The 19,441-nt window shown below is 45.2% G+C and carries 13 protein-coding genes; 5 read left to right on the forward strand and 8 right to left on the reverse strand.

Going from position 1 to position 19,441, the window contains the following annotated elements; genetic code table 11:
* Positions 1–119 precede the first annotated feature (119 nt).
* The 4 genes from GJV22_RS18100 to GJV22_RS18115 all read right to left on the reverse strand — a co-directional run bounded on the left by GJV22_RS18100 (position 120) and on the right by GJV22_RS18115 (position 7,083).
* Entirely contained in the window at positions 120–914 is a 795-nt protein-coding gene (locus GJV22_RS18100; RefSeq protein ID WP_163717240.1) for a class I SAM-dependent methyltransferase, read from the reverse strand.
* 240 nt (positions 915–1,154) lie between these two features.
* On the reverse strand, positions 1,155–2,951 hold the full coding sequence (locus tag GJV22_RS18105) for a cation:proton antiporter (RefSeq protein WP_163717242.1): 1,797 nt from the start codon (positions 2,949–2,951) through the stop codon (positions 1,155–1,157).
* A 99-nt stretch (positions 2,952–3,050) separates the two neighbouring features.
* The gene (locus GJV22_RS18110; protein ID WP_163717243.1) at positions 3,051–4,952 is read right to left on the reverse strand and encodes a DUF3857 domain-containing protein; all 1,902 of its coding nucleotides are present in this window, start codon (positions 4,950–4,952) and stop codon (positions 3,051–3,053) included.
* A 70-nt stretch (positions 4,953–5,022) separates the two neighbouring features.
* Positions 5,023–7,083: a DUF3857 domain-containing protein gene (locus GJV22_RS18115; protein WP_163717246.1), complete on the reverse strand. Its 2,061-nt coding sequence runs from the start codon at positions 7,081–7,083 to the stop codon at positions 5,023–5,025.
* Positions 7,084–7,491: 408 nt separating this feature from the next.
* On the opposite strand from GJV22_RS18115, the gene GJV22_RS18120 reads away from it, so the two are divergent.
* The 5 genes from GJV22_RS18120 to GJV22_RS18140 are packed head-to-tail and all read left to right on the forward strand — an operon-like array spanning position 7,492 to position 13,703.
* Entirely contained in the window at positions 7,492–8,262 is a 771-nt protein-coding gene (locus tag GJV22_RS18120; protein WP_163717248.1) for a 4Fe-4S binding protein, read from the forward strand.
* Between the two features lie 3 nt (positions 8,263–8,265).
* Positions 8,266–9,441, forward strand: a complete 1,176-nt coding sequence (locus GJV22_RS18125; RefSeq protein WP_205461943.1) for a radical SAM protein — start codon at positions 8,266–8,268, stop codon at positions 9,439–9,441.
* 6 nt (positions 9,442–9,447) lie between these two features.
* Complete coding sequence (locus GJV22_RS18130; RefSeq protein ID WP_163717252.1) at positions 9,448–11,016, forward strand: polyprenyl synthetase family protein; 1,569 nt, start codon at positions 9,448–9,450, stop codon at positions 11,014–11,016.
* Positions 11,017–11,030: 14 nt separating this feature from the next.
* Positions 11,031–11,891: a prenyltransferase/squalene oxidase repeat-containing protein gene (locus tag GJV22_RS18135; RefSeq protein WP_163717254.1), complete on the forward strand. Its 861-nt coding sequence runs from the start codon at positions 11,031–11,033 to the stop codon at positions 11,889–11,891.
* 3 nt (positions 11,892–11,894) lie between these two features.
* A complete protein-coding gene (locus GJV22_RS18140; protein WP_163717256.1) occupies positions 11,895–13,703 on the forward strand; it encodes a prenyltransferase/squalene oxidase repeat-containing protein in 1,809 nt (602 codons plus the stop codon).
* Here the strand turns inward: GJV22_RS18140 and GJV22_RS18145 are convergent.
* From GJV22_RS18145 to GJV22_RS18160, 4 genes are all read right to left on the reverse strand, one after another.
* Positions 13,652–14,806 carry an alanine racemase gene (locus GJV22_RS18145; protein WP_163717258.1) on the reverse strand — a complete coding sequence of 385 codons (1,155 nt, stop codon included), beginning with the start codon at positions 14,804–14,806 and terminating at the stop codon, positions 13,652–13,654. The two genes, GJV22_RS18140 and GJV22_RS18145, sit on opposite strands and share 52 nt — an antisense overlap.
* A 321-nt stretch (positions 14,807–15,127) precedes the next feature.
* Positions 15,128–16,405, reverse strand: coding sequence for an adenylosuccinate synthase (locus GJV22_RS18150; RefSeq protein ID WP_163717260.1), 1,278 nt, complete (start codon positions 16,403–16,405; stop codon positions 15,128–15,130).
* A gap of 178 nt (positions 16,406–16,583) precedes the next feature.
* Positions 16,584–17,033 carry a Fur family transcriptional regulator gene (locus GJV22_RS18155; RefSeq protein ID WP_163717263.1) on the reverse strand — a complete coding sequence of 150 codons (450 nt, stop codon included), beginning with the start codon at positions 17,031–17,033 and terminating at the stop codon, positions 16,584–16,586.
* A gap of 68 nt (positions 17,034–17,101) precedes the next feature.
* On the reverse strand, positions 17,102–19,348 hold the full coding sequence (locus GJV22_RS18160) for a RelA/SpoT family protein (protein WP_163717265.1): 2,247 nt from the start codon (positions 19,346–19,348) through the stop codon (positions 17,102–17,104).
* Positions 19,349–19,441: the final 93 nt, after the last annotated feature.

The following is a 19,441-nucleotide window of genomic DNA, read 5'->3' on the forward strand; positions in this document are numbered from 1 at the left end:
ACGGGGCAGGGGCATTGGGCTGTTTTTTCGCCGGTTTTCCGTTCGACGTTTCAGCCAAGGCTTCGATCAGCGACAATTCCGGTGAGCTGTTTTCACTGTAAGCGGGCGGCAACAGGCGTTTAGCGGCACTTTCCTTTAATGGCGAGTGCTCTGCCCAACAGTTTAATCGAGCCATCGGCCTGGGTGGGCAATTTTTCGCTGAGGGTATTTTTTAGCTTTGCCTGTAATTCCGGGCTTAAAGACGATAAGTAACCGGGAGCAGGTCCCTGTCCTCCGAGAAACGGATTCCAGTAATCGTCAAAATCGGTGAAAACCGTGTCAATGTCTAAAACGGTTGATTCAATTTCGACCAATCCGGCTTGTTGAAACGCTTCCGTTAGCCGGACCGAATGACAAAGGGGGAATCGGATGCCCTCGTCAAGTTTTTCGGAAGTGGGATCGACCTCGAAAGCCGCATCCCAGAAATACCGTAAGAAATCCATGCGTCCTGCATAGTCCCACACGTAGGCGCCGACAAGTCCATGCGGTTTTAGCACCCGTTTTATTTCCGCCAGTGCCTGATCCAAATTCGGAAAGAAATTTAAAGCCAGTCCGGAGACGGCTATTTCGAAGCTTTCGTTCCCGAAGGGCAAATGATCGGCCGTGCCAAGCCGGAATTCGGCCCCGGTGGCCAGTCGTTTGCTGACTTGCGCAATAAAACTGGCCGATGGGTCGACACCGGCGATGCGTTGAGGGGTGCCATGTTGCTCAATCGCTTGACTCAAGGCACCTGTTCCACAGCCAATGTCAATCCAGCTGCTGTTGGCAGGGGCATTGAGCCAGCTCACGAATTTGGGTGCCATTAATGTACTCCATCGGCCCATGAAATAGTCGTAAGGGTCGCCATTGTTCCATTTATCGTCGATGTTGCTCATCATTTCCGGGTTTGTGCAGTTACGAAACGGTATAAAGCTCAGACAATCGGGCCATGCAATTTGTTTTCGTTGCCGGTTCGAAGGGAGGAAGCCGGTGGTGTTGAACGGTCTGGTGCTGAAGGTCAGCCTGAATTGGGTTCAACCGTCCGATACCGGCAGGGGACAGCTTGTTGCGTCGTTGTTCCTTTTCGTCTGAACGACGCGGGCAATTCCTGTTTTCCGGCTTTCGCACGGAGGCGTTTAGTTTTTCTCCAAAACAAGAATCTTTTCCCCCGTAACCAGGTTTTCGTTGGCTTGCAAAAGCCGCACTTCACCTGCTTCATTTTCAATTAAAACCGGTAGTGTTTGTTCGAAGTTGAAGGAACGGCTTTTCAGCCATTCGTCGTAACGCTGGTTTTCGGTTACCGGTTCAGTTTTTTCGGTTACCCGCTTATTGGCTATGGCGTGGAACCATTTGCTCAACTCAACCGGAGCGGAGAACAATGGTGCCGCGTTGTATTTTTCCAGTAGTCCGGCGCTAACATCCGATTCCCGGCCCGAAACGGCAACATAGATCTCCGGAATCAAAAAAGATTCGCGGGCCAGCTGTGCAGCCAGTAAATTCACCTGGCTATTGGTGGTTAAACCAATGAATTTCTGGAGGTTTTCGGGCGAAGCATCAGCAAAGTTGTCTTCGTTGAGGGCGTTCCCGTAAATACAGTCCAGTCCCATTTGTTGGGCACGGTTTACCATTTCGCGGTTGTTGTCGATTAATGTTACCGGCTGTTTTTTCGCGAGGCGTTGCGCCATCAGTAAGCTCAAAGGGTTCACCCCCAGGATCAATGTTCCCTTGCGTTTGTCCATATAGACCAGCTCTCCCCGCCGACGCAGCCAGTTCGAGGTCCAGTTTAGCAACACCGGAACTGTCAGTGTCGTGAAGATGGCCATGAATACCAGGATCGAAAAGATGGTATTGTCGATAATGCCCATTTGCAGGCCAATTTCGGCAATGATAATCTCCACTGCGCCGCGACCGTTCATCCCTGTTCCAATGGTGAGCCCTTCGCGCCATCCATTTCGCGAGGGTAGGTAGAAGAGGGCGGTTCCTACGATTTTGCCGACAACAGCCAACAGGGTAATCAGGATTAACAGGGCCAGGTCGGTTTTAAAGACATTGATGTCGACAAAGAATCCGGCCGACACAAAGAAGATTGGCGCCATGAAACCGATGGACACATCGTAAAAAGCCTTGTTCAGTTCTTTGGATATGTTTTTGGGGAACAGGTTTGCCTTTAGAAACAACCCGGCCATAAAGGCTCCGAGGATACTGTGCATACCAGCGAGTTCGGCCAGCTCGCAATAACCAAAAGCAACGATTAAAATGAGGGTGAAATAGGCGGTACTGTTTTTGAGGCCCGAGCGGGAAATGTATTTTCCCAGGCGTGGCAAAACGAATACCCCGATTGAAATGGTCAGGCCGAAGAACACGATTATTTTACCGCCGATAAAGAGTAGTTCAGTCAGGTTGAAACCACTTGATTCGGCAAAATTGGTAATGCCTGAAAAGATAACCAGCGCCAGCGTGTCCGAGATGAGGGCACCTGCCATCAGCACATAGGCAATTCGGGTGTTCAGTAGTTTCAGGTCGATCAGGATGCGGCTTTTGGTGGCCAGGGAAGTCACCCCAATGGCAATGGCTACAAACAAACCCGACATCGGTGTGCCGCCGTACCAAACAATGGCGAAATACCCCAGCGCAAAAGGGACGAAGAACCCTCCGAAAGCAGCCAGCAGTCCGGGCCACGAAGCTTTCTTCAGGTCGTGGAAGTCAATTTCCATCCCGATGTAAACCATTAATAAAATGATTCCGATTTCGGCCAATACTTTGATCGATTCGGTGTATTCGAGTACTCCCAGCAAGCTTGGTCCCAGCAGAATTCCAATCAGCAGTTCACCCAAAATAGCCGGATAACCGATTTTCCGGATTAACAGTCCGCCAAGGTAGGCCGACAACAAGACAGCAGAGATGTTGAGGATATTCAAATGAAATTCTTCCATCGTTCAATTGTTTTAAGGCATTAGGTCATTGACAATTTAAAGATTTTCGGGAAATAAAAGATGAAAAAGTGTTAAATGGATTGTTAATGGCAGGTGGATTTACAGCTTTTTCAGTATAAATTGGGTGTTGTCCATTTTTTCGCAGAACGCCAGAAAAAGATTGACCATGGTAAATTTCTCCGGTGGGTAATTTCCTTTGTTGATTCGGACATTACGCTGAATGATCACTTTCCCGTCTTCCTGCCGGTAATTGTATTGGCAGCTTCCATAGTCGGTTTTAAGGCCTGTTTCCTTGGGGACAAATTCAATGGCATAAGCATCCGGAATTTGAAAAACCAGCGAGTCGTTGTATTCATAACCAACTGGTTCGTACACAGCGCTTGTTCGTTTGAGACTGATCTTCTCCGGGAATTCATTTGAAAACAGGAAGTTTGGTTTGACCAACAGGCGGCTGCCCGCTTTGGCTGTAATGCCAACCAGCTTACCACTCAAATCAACCCGAACTTCCGCCAGCGAGTCAGACAGGTCTGTGAACACATAATCAGCTAATTCCAGCCCGTGAGCATCGAGTCCGCGGAGCAAGGCTTTCTTTTGGTCGTCTTTCGAGCGGTGAATTAAGCCAAAGATATTTTCAAACTGGGCATTTTTGAAATCAGCGTTCACTTTAATCCGGGCTGTTCCGCTTTCATCAAGCAACAGCTCAATGGCACTTTGCCGCAGGTTGTTCTCCGCATCGTACACCGGAGTTTTCGCTAAACGGCCGCCATCCTCCGTAATGAGCAAGGCGTAGCGGTCGGAGTTTTCGGCTCCGATGTAGCCAAACGGAATATGCTGACTGGTGCATTCGAGCCAGGTTGTGTCCTGTTCGGTTGGTACGCACAAAATAACATGGTTGGTTTGCGTTGCTGACGGAAAATCAGGGAACTGAATCTTTTGATCAAGCCCGTGACCGATTTCGGCATAGTACGAACGGATTCCCGCCTGTTTCAACAAGCTGCGCATGTAGTTGCTTAGTGCTTTGCAGTCGCCGTATCCTTTTTCATCCACATCTTTGGCAAACATGGGGCGAAAACCACCAATGCCGAAACTGATGTTGACGTAGCGGGTTTTTTGTTGCAGGTAGCGATATAGCAATTTGACTTTCTCCTTTTCGGTTTTTGCCGTTGCCGTTAGCTGTTCAATTTCGGCAATCGTTTGTTCCGACAGCTCATCGCGACCGGCAAGCAGCTGGTAAACCCATTGCCCGTACGATTTCCAGCTGGAGAAGTCGCCATCGAACCCATCGTAGGAAAATTGCGTTGGCATCACTTCAACAACCGGGAAAATATCGAGGTATCCCGGGCGTCCGTAGTCGTATTTGGATGCTTTCAGGTTGCTGGCCGACCAGCTGAGCGTTGTTTGTCCATCGGACGCGTCTTCTTCAAAATCGAAGGCGTAGTTCCGGCTTTTGTGACGGATTTCAAATTCATCGGGTGAGCGAACCGTTAAGCGTGCCGATTCGACAGCGACATGAAAACTCTCGCAGGGAATCCAGTTTGTAAAGCTGATGATACTTTTATATTCGACACGGTAGCTATACGCAATCGTGTAGGGATATTTGCTGACCGAAGGCTCATAGTATTTTACCCGGTTATCGCTGAGCAAGGTGAAACTGTTGTTGGTCGCTTCGTCCGAAAAATCATTCTTGCGAATGGTATTGATCTCATCGCCGTTGGCATCGTAGAGGGAGCCTTTCAGCGATGTTATTTCCGAATCATCGTCATAGTATACAGCAATACTTGAGTAGCGCTCGCCTTTGGGGTTTAAAATCGTGATGATTTTGTGAACATCCATGCTGTATTTATTCAGCGATGTACGCGTGTATTCCGTTTGCGAGCTGCGGATAACGGCCCATGCGTTTTCTTTTAACGAGTCGGGGATCTGGTCCGCGGTGTAGGATTCCTGTGCGGAAAGTTGAAAGCCACAAAGCAGGATTAGCAGGAGTATGTTGCAGTGTCTCATCGGAAAGGTTTATGATGCCGGGCCGGATCATGAAAACGAACCAGCCCGGCAATACTTGGGAAAAAAAATGCTAAATGGACTTCAAAACCACCATCTCATTTTGTTTTTCAATGATGGCTTGAATGAATTGTTTCAGTTCCTGGTATTCTGTCGGCAGGAATATGTCTTTGCGAATAGAAATCGCCGAATTGATCAGCAATATGCCTGCCATCGATTTACATTGATAGGTAAATGTTCCACCGGAATTGGGCAACTGAAAGGTCGTTGTTTGCGGCAGCTCCGATATCTCCAGGTTTGGTGGAAGTGTGATGGAGAATGATTGTTGCAGGCTGATGGGGTAATCAAATTCAACCGGGAACCCGCGTTCATCCAACTTGAACGGGTTTTCATCAAAAAACGGGTCAATGCCGGTATTGAAATAAATCAGCTCCCCGGCATCCATCACCAAATCGTTCGCCTCCAGGCTGTAGCTGTATTGTACGTTCATTCCCATCGAATCGATGGGAGGAACTTCCATGTCGGATATTGTATGTTTCGATTCTTTGTCTTCCATCGTTTCGATGAATTCGTCCAGACTGTTGGCTTTTCGTGCATCGGTTTTAAAGGAATAAGCGGCATAGCCTGCCAGTCTCTTTTTGATTTTTCCGCGAACATTCAGGCTGCTGTCCACCTGCATGACTGCATACGATTTCGAAGCATAAGGCTGAAAACTGTGCAGGTTAATCCATTTTTCCGGCGTATTTCCGATGATGCGTCCCTGGTCATTCAAACATCTCACCGGAATCAGGTTGATGAACGAATTGGGATCAGTTGCATCCAGTAAGAAATAATGATCATCCACCTGGACATAAGCAATGACGTAATTGAAACGGGTCAATGATGGTCGTCCCAATAGAATTACGCCATGATCTTGGGTGCTTAAAATTAGCGGGTAGGCATTGAATCCTAATTCGCGCAACAGGATAACGAGGTTGAGATTAATATCGGCAACATTCCCTTCACCGTCTTTAAACGCCTTTGGCACCGATGAACTGGTGTAGTAGCCTCTCGACCCGTTCCAGTTCATATTTAGTTGCATGTAGCGGAGGGCATCGCCCATCAGGCTGACATCGGTTGTGCCTGTGCTTTTCAGTTGCGCAACAGCATCGCTTAAATGATTTGTTTTGTTGAGTTCCCGACCGAAATTATAGCTCTCATTAAGTTTCTCGTCAATGTTTTCCCAGGTGGTGGTGTACGAATGCATGGGTGAATTCGGAAACTTGGTGTAGGCCAGTTCAAATTCGACCTTGGTCAGGTAGTTCTCAGCGGTATGCAGGAATTTTTCATTCGGGAACGCCGGAATTTCATCGGCTGAATAATTGTAGCGGTATTCCGTGAAATCATAGTCCTTGGTGTACTTGTATCCATCCAGCATGCCTTCATCTTTTTGAATATAGGTGATGGTGAATTTGTTTTGCCGGCGATCGGTCTCTGTATTGATTGGGAAATAACCCTTCTGCGATTGGTTATAGTTGAAATATTCAGGGATGTCAACCAGGTATTCGCTATGCATGACCGGGATCGATTTTTGAAAATACCACTCCTGCAGGTTGAACAGAAAATCGGAAACAATTTCATACTCGACTTCAATAATACAGCCTTCCTTTAAATTGGGCATGGCGAATTTGAGCGTGTTGACGTGCTCGCTTGTCTCTTCAATGTCAGCGTCTTTATTGTCGAGTTTTGTTTTTTCAATTTTCCCGTTTTCAAGGGTGTAGGTATATGCCTTGAATCCGATGAGTTTTTCTTTGTCGCCACCGTCAACGTACAGCGGGATACTGAAATCGCCATAGTCAAAACCTTCCTTCCGGAGGATTTTAATGCGGAAATGACGATTGAAGAAAAGCTGAAATCCTTTTTGGCTTGAAGAAACATCGTCCGACCGGATTGTTGACTCGGCATATCGAAAATCGGTTTGGCCTTTGTTGAAGATGTAGTAAGCATAGGCGTTTGAATCAATCGGACAAACAGTGGAAGTCATTTCTTCCATGCTGATTTTCCCGAACTTAATTTTCTGGTCACCGTCAGCCTTGGCTTCAATTTGCATAAAGAGCAAACAAAGACCAGCTAATGAATACAGGATTTTTTTCATTGCAGTAGTGGGATTTACAGGTTAGTTCAAACAAGCTTTATTCTTTCTGTACAAGCCTGATTAAATTAAGCAGAATTTCGAATTTATTATAATATTTCTTTGAGATATTAATCAATTGTGGCCTATTTAAATTAAATATACATAAGATGATAACTTAGTGAACTACTTGTGAGTCCCTTAGTTTGGCGGTTTTAACATCCGATATTGAATGCTTTTGTCTGTTGTGATTAGTCCTGCGTTGGTATATGATTGACCGGTAGCGGCGAATTTTGCTTTCCGGGGAAGGTCCCGGAAGGGGAGATTAGCGCCATTTCTAAATACTTGTTAATGGACCGGGGATATGTTTTCCGAACATTTCCCAATCCGGCAGAATTTAGTTTATTTAGTATTCGATTTATAAACTGCCTGATGAAACAGACAAACTGCATCCTTTTTTGTCGCTGCGGTGCTAAAGTTATTGCTGACGCCCGTGCTGATGATTTGTCCAACCGGCTAAAAAAGCTGGATGCAGATGTCATGGAGTTAAGCGACCTGTGCGCTTTTTCGGTTCATTCTCCTCAAAGTCTTTTGGATATTACTGCCGGTTACACTCAAAAAGTCATCGTTGCCTGCTATCCGCGCGCTGTGAAAAACATGCTGCGACAAGGCGGGGCCACACTCGAAAATGTGACTGTTGTAAATTTCCGTGCGTTCGATAATGACGAAGTTGTCAGCACATTGCAATCGGATTATGGGTTTGAAGCCGGAGCGGCCAATTACCGGATCGAAAAAACCGGGTTGGATGTTCCTGCCTGGTATCCGGTCATCGATGAGTCGCGCTGTACTTCATGCGGGCAATGTGCCCGTTTTTGTTTGTTCGGCGTTTACAAATTTGAGCGTAAGAAGCTGGAAGTTACGAATCCGTTGAACTGTAAAAATAATTGTCCGGCTTGCGGGCGAACTTGCCCGACACAAGCGATTATTTTTCCCCGCTTGGGGGAGAATAGTGTGCTTTCCGGTGCCGAGCCGGTGGAAAAAGCCCAACAAAATCACGGGAAGCAAGGCAGTTTGTTTGTCCTGCTGAATGAACGAAACAAATCACGACTATCAATCTTCCGTGAGGGAGTGGTGCAATTGGCCGAAGACGAACGGCGCAAAGCACTGGAGGAATTGAAGAACGTTAATAAAAAGAAAGAATAAACGATGTTGAACCAATTGCTCTTTAAAACCGATCGCCGATGCCTGCGCAAATTTGTGTATAATATGGGCATTAAAGGAGCAATAGGCTTTGCCCGGTTTCAGCGACGGCTAAAAAAGGGGGAGTTTTTCCCGGCCTTTCATTTTATATCGGTTACCGACGATTGTAACCTCAATTGCCAGGGGTGTTGGGTGATGGGTAAAAAGAAGAATAGCCGCATGTCGCCCGAACAGCTCGACCGGATTATTACCGAAACCAAAGCACAGGGATCCTATTTCTTTGGGATTTTGGGTGGAGAGCCCTTACTTTATAAGCCCTTATTTGCCGTTTTTCAGAAACATTCCGATTGTTATTTTCAGTTGTTTACAAACGGAACGCTACTGACGGAAGAGATCGCTGAAAAGCTTCGGGTGTGTGGGAATGTTAATCCGCTGATCAGTTTTGAAGGCGATGAAGACGTGGCCGATATCCGCCGTGGTGCGTCGAATGTTTTTCAACGCACGCAGCAAGCCATCGAAAACGCCACGCAGGCAGGGCTGATAACGGGTGTTGCCATCAGCGTTTGTAAGTCGAATCTCGAAATGGCTTTGTCTGAGCGCTTCATCCAGTCATTGATCGATCAAGGAGTGTTGTATTTGTGGTACTACATTTACCGTCCTGTTGGCGAAAATGCCACTGTGGAGCTTTGTCTGGACAAAGATGAAATTGACCAATTGCGGCAACACATGGTGGAGGCGCGTACGAAATATAAACTGATGATTATTGACGCGTATTGGGATGGTGACGGGAATGGGCTTTGCCCGGCAGCGTCCGGATTAAGTCATCACATTAACGCTTCAGGAAATATTGAGCCTTGCCCGGTTATTCAGTTCGCAGCCGATCATGTTGACGATAAAGCGTTGGTCGATATCTACCGGGATTCGGCGTTTCTGCGAGACTTAAAAGTGGAATTGCCAAAGAAAACATCGGGTTGCATTGTGATGGAAGATCCCCAATGGCTGGCCGATTTTGTTGAGAAGTACAACGCGGCGGACAGCTCGGGAAGAGATAACGAGGCCGAAAGATTACGGGCAATGTCCCGGGTTTGCAGCCACGGATCAGGAAAGGTGATTCCGGAGAAAAACAAGTTATACCGTTTTGCAAAAAACCGCGCCTTCTTCGGACTGGGCGCTTACGGATAAAGATTTATGATCAAGTCGCAACGATTATTGAAAGTTCCAAAGGATGTGAAGTTACGCAACCTGCTTCGTCATGCGGCTAATGCTGAGGTTACTGAACGGCAGTTGCAGCCTCCAATGGGCTTTGAACAGCTGGAGACTCTGGCCGAAGAGTTGCTGGAGAAACAGAATGTTGATCGGGAATACCTCGATTTTACGATCGTTTTGTGTGGCAATGCCTTGTGGCGCGATGTGATTGCCGCGACACCTTTTGACCGGCGGCTTTTATTGCTGCCTCAATGTTTAAAAAACACCCAGTCCTGTCAGGGCGAAATGGATTCACTGGGATTGATTTGTGCCGGTTGTAAAGGTTGCCAGATTGACTCCGTCTTAAGCAAAGCCGAAGCGTTGGGATATACAACTTTGGTCGCCGAAGGAACAACAGTGGCAGTCGGACTGGTGGAAGAAGGAGCGATTGATGCGGTTATCGGGGTCAGTTGTATGCCGGTGCTGCAGCGTTCGTTTGGTCCTGTTTCGCGAGCTGCTGTTCCGGTGATGGGTTTGCCGCTTTTATATGACGGATGTGAAAATACAAATGTCGATTATGGCTGGTTGTTCGAAGAGATGCACCAGTATCGGCCCCATCCGGATAAAGAGCCTTTGTCCGTTTCTTTGTTGAAAGATCACGTTGAGGATTATTTTACCACTTCCACCCTAAAGAACTATTTTAAAGGGAAGGATGAGACGGAACATCTGGCGGTGAGAATGCTTGAAATAGGCGGGCAACGCATACGACCGTTATTGACTGTCTTGGCTTATCGTTCGTATACCGATCAGCCCAATGAGGAAGTGCAGCAGCTGATGGCGATTATAATTGAATGTTTTCACAAGGCATCGCTGATTCATGATGATATTGAAGATGATGACGACTATCGGTATGAACAGGAAACCCTGCATCGGACCAATGGAATCCCGGTTGCCATTAATGTGGGAGACTTTCTCATTGGGAAAGGATACCAATTGTTGGCTGCCCTGAAAGTTGAACCGGTTTTGATTGCGGAATCGTTGAAGGTTGTTGCGGAGTCGCATCTGAATTTGTCGCGCGGGCAAGGGGATGATCTGGCGATGAATAAGGATCTGTTTCGCTTTTCGGTTGATGAAGTGCTGCACATTTTTACGCAGAAAACCGGCGAGGCGGTGAAGGTCGCTCTTTTGTTGGGTGCCATCCAGGGAGGAGCACCGCAGTGTGATTTAGCGGTTTTAGCTCAATTTGCAGACTGGTTTGGCATTGCCTACCAGATTCGCGATGATCTGAATGAATTTCATTCCGAACAGGTACAGGAGCATGCGCATCATTTTCCGTTTCTATTGGCTTTGTTGAAGGAGAGGCTTCGTGAAAACGGCGGATCTGACATGATTGATTCCGTCGGGCCCGATAATTTTTCGCAGCTTTGTGCCATCATTCGGAAAGAGCAAGTTGATTTACATGCTGATGCCTTTCAAAAGTTATACGTTGACAAGTGTTTCCGCGAACTCGACAAACTTCAAAACCTGAAACTCAGACTCAGCCTTTATGGGGTGTTGGGTAAAATATTCTAAATATCGGTCCGAACATGGTAACTCATCAGGTTTTATACCGCCAATTTATCGCCAAAATAAAGCTTGGTCTGCGTTTGTTGGGAGATGAGCAACAAACGGAAATCCGACAATTTGTTATCAATTCACAACATCAGTCCGGTGGTTTTACCGACCGCGGAGGAGCTCCCGATTTGTACTATTCCGTGTTTGGAAGCTGGATGGCTGAGGCATTGGATTTAAAGCCGGAAATAACAAGGCTGGAAAGCTGGATTAAAAGCTTGAAGGACGAGGAACAAGGCAATGGTATTCACCGCTTCTCGCTGCTGTTTCTGCAACAATCGCTTATCCAACAGCGAATGTCTCCTCTGAATTTGACGAAGAAGTTGTTGCTTCGGGATTTCCCGGTGAACTTCAGCTATCAGCTGTTTTTGGCTTTGCTACTGGTTGATACTGCTTACGGGCAAAAAAGGTGGGTACGAGTTTTCGGGAGGATAATGCTCACTTTTTACCGCTTGCCTCAACAAGTTCCTTGCAGTATGGTTGCTGCTTTGTTGGTCGCGAGATCAAGCCTGAAAATGAGGACGGCATCGTTGCAGAAAAACTTAGTACAATATTTCCGGCCGGAAAAAGCTTTTGTGGCCTTTGCTCCAATGGAGGAGCCGGACCTGTTATCAACCGGAGTGGCTTTGTTTGCGTTGGAAAAAGCGCAAACTGATTTGAGAGAAATTGCCCCGGACTGTTTAAGCTTCATTCAGCAAAATTATCGCGATGGTGCATTTCTGGCGGGCGACGGTGATCCGGAATGCGACCTGGAGTACACCTTTTACGGATTGCTTGCGTTAGGAAGTCTCGGCTCTTTTTTAGCCAGAACAACGGGTGATCAGCTAAAAAAATGAACCATGAACCAGGGAGAACTGAACGATAAATCGACACAACTCACCAAAATGCTTTTGGATGAAATGAATCCGGGTGGATTTTGGACGGGAGAATTGTCGTCGAGTGCTTTGGCTGTGGCGGTTGCAATTGCAGCCCTTCATTTTTATGATCCCCGGGAGCATGCTTCTCAAATTCAGTCGGGTTTAAAATGGCTGCAAGCGAATGTGAATGCCGATGGTAGTTTCGGAGATACGCCCGATAGTCCGGGAAATGTGAGCACAAGCCTGTTGGTTTATGCCGCTACGAATTTGTATGCCGGAAAGGATCGGGCGACAAAAGCGCTTCAACAAAAAATCGGTAGTTGGCTGGCTGGATTGGGTATTGATGTCAATTCAGAAGATGTGTCTCAGTTCATTTTAAACCATTATCAGAACGACTACACTTTTTCTGTTCCTATTTTAACGCTCTGTGGCTTGTGTGGTGTTCCCGGGCCGACTGCTTTTCAGTTTGTGCCACAATTGCCTTATGAGCTGGCCCTTTTACCCCGAAAGTTTTATCGCTTCCTGAAATTGAGTGTTGTCAGTTATGCGATTCCGGCTTTGGTCGCAGTAGGAATTGTTGTTTATAAGAAGAAAAAACAGCATTGGTTTTGGCGCTCCGTACGTCATTTTTCGATTTCTCCGGCGCTCAAAAGACTGACTGCTATGATGCCGGCGAGTGGTGGCTTTTTGGAAGCAATCCCGCTGACTGCATTTGTTTCCTTAAGCTTGGTTGAAGCAGGGTACAAAGAGCATGAGGTGGTTAAAAATGGAATCAGGTTTTTGAAGCAAACACAGCGGTTGGATGGCAGTTGGCCAATTGATGTCGATTTGTCAACCTGGGTGACAAGCTTGTCGGTAAAGGCACTCTATCGAAAGGCAGATTTCACACTGGGAGCCGGCCAAAAGCAAAAACTGGTTACACATCTGCTGGATTGTCAGAATAAGCAGGTGCATCCGTTTAACGGGAGCAAACCCGGAGGATGGGGATGGACTCATTTTCCCGGCTCGGTGCCGGATGGTGATGATACACCGGGCGTGATTTTGGCTTTATTGAAGCTTAGTGACGAACCGGGAGTTTTGGCCGCAGTTTCGACAGCTTGCCTTTGGTTGAGGGAATTGCAGAACTCGGATGGTGGGTTCCCGACTTTTTCGCGTGGCTGGGGAAAATTGCCCTTTGATCAAAGCAGTTGTGACTTAACCGGTCATTGCGTGTTGGCATTATCAGCTGCCTTAAATCGTTGTTCGGATGTTTTTACACCGTCGGACAGGCAGAAGGTTGAAAAGATGGTTTTAAGAGCAGTTCAATATCTGGAAAAGCATCAGCAGCGTAATGGCAGTTGGTTGCCGCTGTGGTTCGGTAATCAGCATACAGCGAATCATGCCAATCCGGTTTACGGAACAGCCCGGGTTACCAGCTATCTTCAGGACACCCTTCAGCTTGGATTGATTCCGGACCCGGTAACTCATAAATTGACCATTTTGATCCCGAAAGCACAGCATTTTTTAGGGCAAGTACAGAATCCGGATGGAAGTTGGGGAGGAGACTTCGAAGTTGCAGGCAGCATTGAAGAGACAGCACTCTCCATTTCGGCCTTGTCGGACAGCGCATTGTATCAAGCACCCTGTAAACGAGGCTTGCAGTGGCTTTCTATAACCGGGTTAAAGGGGTACAAAGCATCGCCTATTGGGCTTTACTTTGCCTCCCTCTGGTATGATGAAAAACTTTATCCGCTTAGTTTTTATCTTGAAGCTGTTAACAGATTGCTTGAAGCTGAATCATTGCCGGAATAGCTCGATTGGTCGCAACCCATCATGGGAATATATTCCCCCTCGGTTGTCATGTAACTGCCCATTAGGTTTGCGGTTAAACAACTGTGTGCCGGGATGATTTCAATTAAATCTCCGACCTTGAAGTTGTTAAAGGCTTGGATCGTTGTTCGAATGACACCGTGTTCCTGGCTCAATTTATAGAGGTAATTTCTTTCGTCCAGTAAGATCTTTTCTCCGTTTCTATTTACAACGATCTGTCCGTATAAACGTTTCCCGTCGATATTGATGATTGAGTCTTTGGAGATGTGTGCTGCTCCTCCGTAAACGATGACTTCGCTGCGACTGCCGTGTTTGCCAATTACCGGGCATATTAAACGAAGCGCGATATCTTCAAAATCGCACGAGCCGAGCTTATATTGCATCAGGTCGAAGAATATGAAGTTTCCTGGTCTGATTTCGTCAATTCCGTCAAAATTTTCGCAAAGACATGCTGAAGGCGTGTCGCCTAAGGATAAAATCAAATCGGGAAATTCTTTCTTGTAGTGGTTCTTCAGTGCTTTCATTTTTAGCACAGCGTCAAAGTGGCGGTTGTATATATCATGTCTGCTTTGTGCAAGATAGGTATGGCCGGTGTGAGATAGAAATCCGATAAACGAGAACTTCTTTGTGCTTTTAATTACATCGAGCATGGCATTGATACCAAGGTATTTGTTCGAGGCAATGCCGGTCCTGTTGTGACCCGTGTCTATTTCAATGAAAATCCCCACTTTTTGTTTGATCTGGGTGGCAAGTACCTCCACTGATTCCAGGTTCTCAATCAGCAGGTTTAAGTTGACATCCTTGGCTAAAGCATTAATTTCTTCTATTTCAAGAATATTAACCGGGAATGCGATTGTAATATCGTTCCATCCGTGTTTGGCGAAGTATTGAGCCATTCGGACTGAAGATACCGTAATGGCAGTGACTCCAAAGTCACGAAACCAGTTTCCGATAATCGCAGATTGATGTGTTTTAAAATGTGGACGAAAAACCAGGCCTTTTGCTTTGGCTTTTTCTGCCATCATGGAAATGTTCCGTAAGCAAATTTCCTTGTCCAGTAATAATGTGGGGCGAACGAAGTTCATTATATCAGAGTTTTAACAATTACCTGGTTAAAAGTGATTATCCCGGTCATTTTGCCGACTAAAAACAAGAGCATGGAAGCTTTGCTTTGTTAATCTGTAAAATAACATCAGAACAACTAAACAAAAGTCAGATTTGTACGAAATACAAGAACTTACACATAGCGCACTTAGGTTCTTTATCGTAGATAAGAAGTCAATATTTTCTCGAACAGCGTGTTTAAAGGTAATCAAATCGCTATCTGAGGCAAACTTTTTCAAGAAATTTGTAACAAAAAAAAGAGCCCAAACGGGCTCTTTTGTCTTTTATCGTAAAAAATACAATTATTCTTTTTCCAGCATAATCGTTTGAGCACGGTTAGGGCCAACCGAAGCGATCGTGATTGGTAATCCGGTTTCTTCTTCAATGAAGTTGATATAGTTGTTAAATTCTTCCGGAAATTCATTTTCATGCGTCAGCTTGGTCAGGTCTGTTTTCCATCCCTGTAGTTCTACATAAACAGGTTTCACATTTTCATTCAGTTCGAATGGAAACTTATCAGTCACTTCACCATTGACTTCATAGCCGGTACAAATTTTAATTGTATCAAAGTCATCCAAAACATCAGCTTTCATCATGAAGAGTTCAGTCACCCCGTTAATCATATTTGAATATTTCAAAGCAACCAGGTCTAACCATCCACATCTTCTGGGACGACCGGTTGTTGATCCGTATTCATTTCCCGCATCGCGAAGTTTTTGACCTGTTTCGCAAAACAGTTCAGTAGGGAATGGACCCATTCCAACGCGGGTACAATAGGCTTTGAAAATTCCGTAAACCTCACCTATTTTTTGCGGAGCAATACCTAACCCGGTACATGCACCGGCGCAAATGGTGTTGGAAGATGTTACGAAAGGATAGGAGCCAAAGTCAACATCGAGTAATGTTCCCTGTGCACCTTCAGCCAAAATGGACTTATTGTCGGTAATCAAATCGTTGATCATGTGCTCACTGTCGACCAAGGTGAACGATTTAAGAATTTCGATGCTTTCCATCCATTCTTTTTCCCATTCGGCTAACAGATCCTTGTAGTCGAACTGGAAGAATTTTTCCAGTAATTCTTTGTGAGCAGCAACACGGCTGTTATATTTTTCTTCAAAATTTTCAACCAAATCACCTACGCGCAAGCCATCTCTTCCAATTTTATCTTTGTAAGTCGGCCCGATACCTTTCAAGGTAGAACCGATTTTTGTGTCTCCTTTAGCCGCTTCAGAAGCAGCATCAAGCAACTTGTGAGTTGGTAAAATAAGGTGAGCTTTTTTCGAGATGTAAAGATTTTTGTGCAAGTCGATTCCCAGTTTCAGGATACCGTCAATCTCTTTTTTAAATACAATTGGATCCAGAACAACACCGTTGCCGATGATGTTGGCTTTATTTTCATGGAAAATTCCGGATGGAATTGAATGAAGGACGTGTTTAAGGTCATTAATTTCCAATGTGTGACCAGCGTTTGGACCTCCCTGAAAGCGAGAAATCGCGTCGTATTTTGGTGTTAGGACATCAACGATTTTTCCCTTTCCTTCGTCTCCCCATTGGAGACCTAAAATGACATCTACTTTCATTATTAGAGTTTTACAAATTCCCAGACATATTAAACCGCGGAAGATAGCCAACGAACTTAACAGCTAATTTCCACGGTGCCAGCGTGATTAATATTTGGCAGCTAAAAGTACAAATTATTTTGGCATCAGGCATAAAAAATCCCCTATTATATGATAGAGGATCTAATTTATAATGAGTTTATTCCGTGCGTTTAATTATTTGCTCACCGTAAATATACAAGGTGTGATGAGATAGCTTGAAATTGTGTTTTAAACAGGCTTCTTCAATGATCTCGCGAATGCGTGGATCATAGAATTCTTGTACTTTCCCGTTGCTTGTATCGATGATATGATCGTGTTGAAGTGTTGCAAATGCTTTCTCGAATTGCGCGATGTTTTTTCCAAATTGGTGCTTGACAACCAATTTGCATTCCAATAACAAATCGATTGTATTGTAAAGTGTAGCCCGGCTGACCCTGTAATTTTTGTTTTTCATTGAAATGTACAGTGATTCAATGTCGAAATGTCCTTCACGCGAGTAGATTTCTTCGAGAATGGCGAAACGTTCGGGAGTTTTCCGGTGTCCGTTTTTCTCTAGATATTCGGTGAACATGTTCTTTACAGTCTCTCTGGTCCTCGGACTATTCATATTAAAACTAATTAAAAATAAAGCCCAAAAATAGGAATTTTTTTAAAATAGTTTAGACTAAATAAAAATTAATCCTCGATTTTTTCCATTCGTTCAATGTTGTCTACTCCCTTGATTTTCATTAATCGAGCGATGAGATTGTTTAAGTCGTCGACGTTATGGATATATAAAAAGAGCTCACCTTCGAAGATTCCATCATGGGTGTCGAACATAACTGTTCGCATGTTGATGTTGTTAAGTTTGGAAATGATATTGGTGATCTCACTGACGATACCGACCCGGTCGAACCCGTTTAATTTTAGGCGGGTAAGGTAAGAACGTTTCTTGAACTTGGTCCATTCGGCGGTGATGATGCGGTCTCCTTGCTGCGACATTAATTTGTTCGCAGCCGGACAATTTCGTTTGTGTATAACAACATGGTTATTAGAGGTAAGATAGCCCAGAACATTGTCTCCGGGAATGGGCTGACAACATTTAGCCAACGAGTAGTTGGTCTCTTCCGGGTTTTCTTTCAAAATAAAGGTCGTCTTCTTATCTATTTTCTTATCCGGAAGTTCCAAATCCAATTCGTCATCTGCGTTCTTTTTACCGAACGATAAGTTCCAGTATCGGGCAAGTTTATTTTGACGTCTGGTCTTCAGGATATTTGCAATGTCTTCAATATCGATAAAGCCCATGCCAACCTGTGCGTACAATTGATCTTTGTTGGAAAGATTATAGTAGGCCGTTAATTTTTTCAGGGTATCTGAAGTTGGCTTGATGTTAAATTCTTTCAGCTTTTCCTCGATCAAGTCCCGGCCTTGCTCAAAGTGATGTTTTTTATTGGTTTTAAAAGCTTGTTTGACTTTCGATTTGGCCTTCGCTGTTGTAATGAACTTCAGCCACTCGATATCGGGCTTTTGAGACTTGGACGTTAATATCTCGATTTGATCGCCGCTTTCAATGACGTGGCTCACCGGCACTAACTTGTGATTAATTTTCGCCCCGATACAGTGGTTTCCCAGGTCGGTGTGAATTTCGTATGCAAAATCGATAACGGTAGCACCTTTCGGCAGGTTGACCATTTTCCCTTTTGGCGTGAAAATAACGATCTCTGATGAGTAGAGATTCATCTTAAACTCGTCGAGAAATTCCAGCGCATCGGACTCTGGATTTTGAAGCAACTCCCTGATTTTCTCGAGCCAACGGTCTAATTCGGTTTCAGGCGATAGTTCTCCTTTATATTTGTAATGAGCTGCAAATCCGCGTTCTGCAATTGCATCCATTCTTTCCGTGCGAATTTGCACTTCAACCCATTTCCCGGCAGGCCCCATAACAGTAACATGCAGTGCTTCGTAACCGTTTGCTTTTGGAATGGTTATCCAGTCCCGAATTCGATCCGGTTTAGGCTTGTAAATGTCTGTTATTAATGAGAGAATGTCGAATGACTGTCTTTTTTCGGAAACATTTTCCTTCGGGGTGAATACAATCCGAATCGCCAGCAAGTCGTAAATTTCATCGAAGGAGACTCCCTTGGTCTGCATTTTATTCCAAATGGAATAAATTGATTTCAACCGGCCAGAGATGTTGAACTGAATCCCTTCGCTGCTCAGCTCTTCCTTTATCGGTTTGATGAATTGATTAACCAGGTAGTCCCGTCTTTCTTTTTGGCTGTGGAGCCTAAACTTAATTAAGTTGTAGGTTTCGGGTTGCTTGTACTTCAAGCTTAAGTCTTCGAGCTCGGTTTTTATCGCATACAATCCAAGACGGTGAGCCAGAGGTGCAAAAATATAGAGCGTTTCAGCAGCTATTTTCAGTTGTTTGTGCGGAGCCATGCTTTCCAACGTTCGCATGTTATGCAGGCGGTCGGCAAGCTTGATCAAAATTACACGAACATCGTCCGATAGTGTCATTAACATTTTGCGGAAGTTCGTGGCTTGTTTCGAGTCGTGCTGAGCGGTAAACTCATCGGAAAGTTTGGTTAAGCCATCCACAATACGGGCTACTTTGGCACCAAACAGATTTTCCATGTCTGTGAGCGTGTAGTCGGTGTCTTCAACAACATCGTGTAAAATAGCTGCGATGATCGAAGTTACACCAAGGCCTATTTCGCTGGAAACGATGTTGGCAACGGCAATCGGGTGGATGATATAAGGTTCTCCGGACTTGCGCTTAACTCCGGCGTGGGCATTGTTGGCAAATTCAAAAGCCTTTCGAATGCGTTCTCTCCCTTCTTCTGAAATACGCTGATCAAACGAACGATACAAGTCGTCGTAGTAATCGGCGATGAGTCGCTGGTCTGCTTTTGTCTGTAATTTGCTAATCCCTTCCTCCATAAAATTGCTCCGGAAAATTTATTGTAATGGGTAAATATATATTTTTAACCTACATGGAGGTTTTAAATGCTTAAGGTACTTTATGAAAATTCA

The sequence above is a fragment of the Mangrovibacterium lignilyticum genome (assembly GCF_010882175.1).
Classification (GTDB): domain Bacteria; phylum Bacteroidota; class Bacteroidia; order Bacteroidales; family Prolixibacteraceae; genus Mangrovibacterium; species Mangrovibacterium lignilyticum.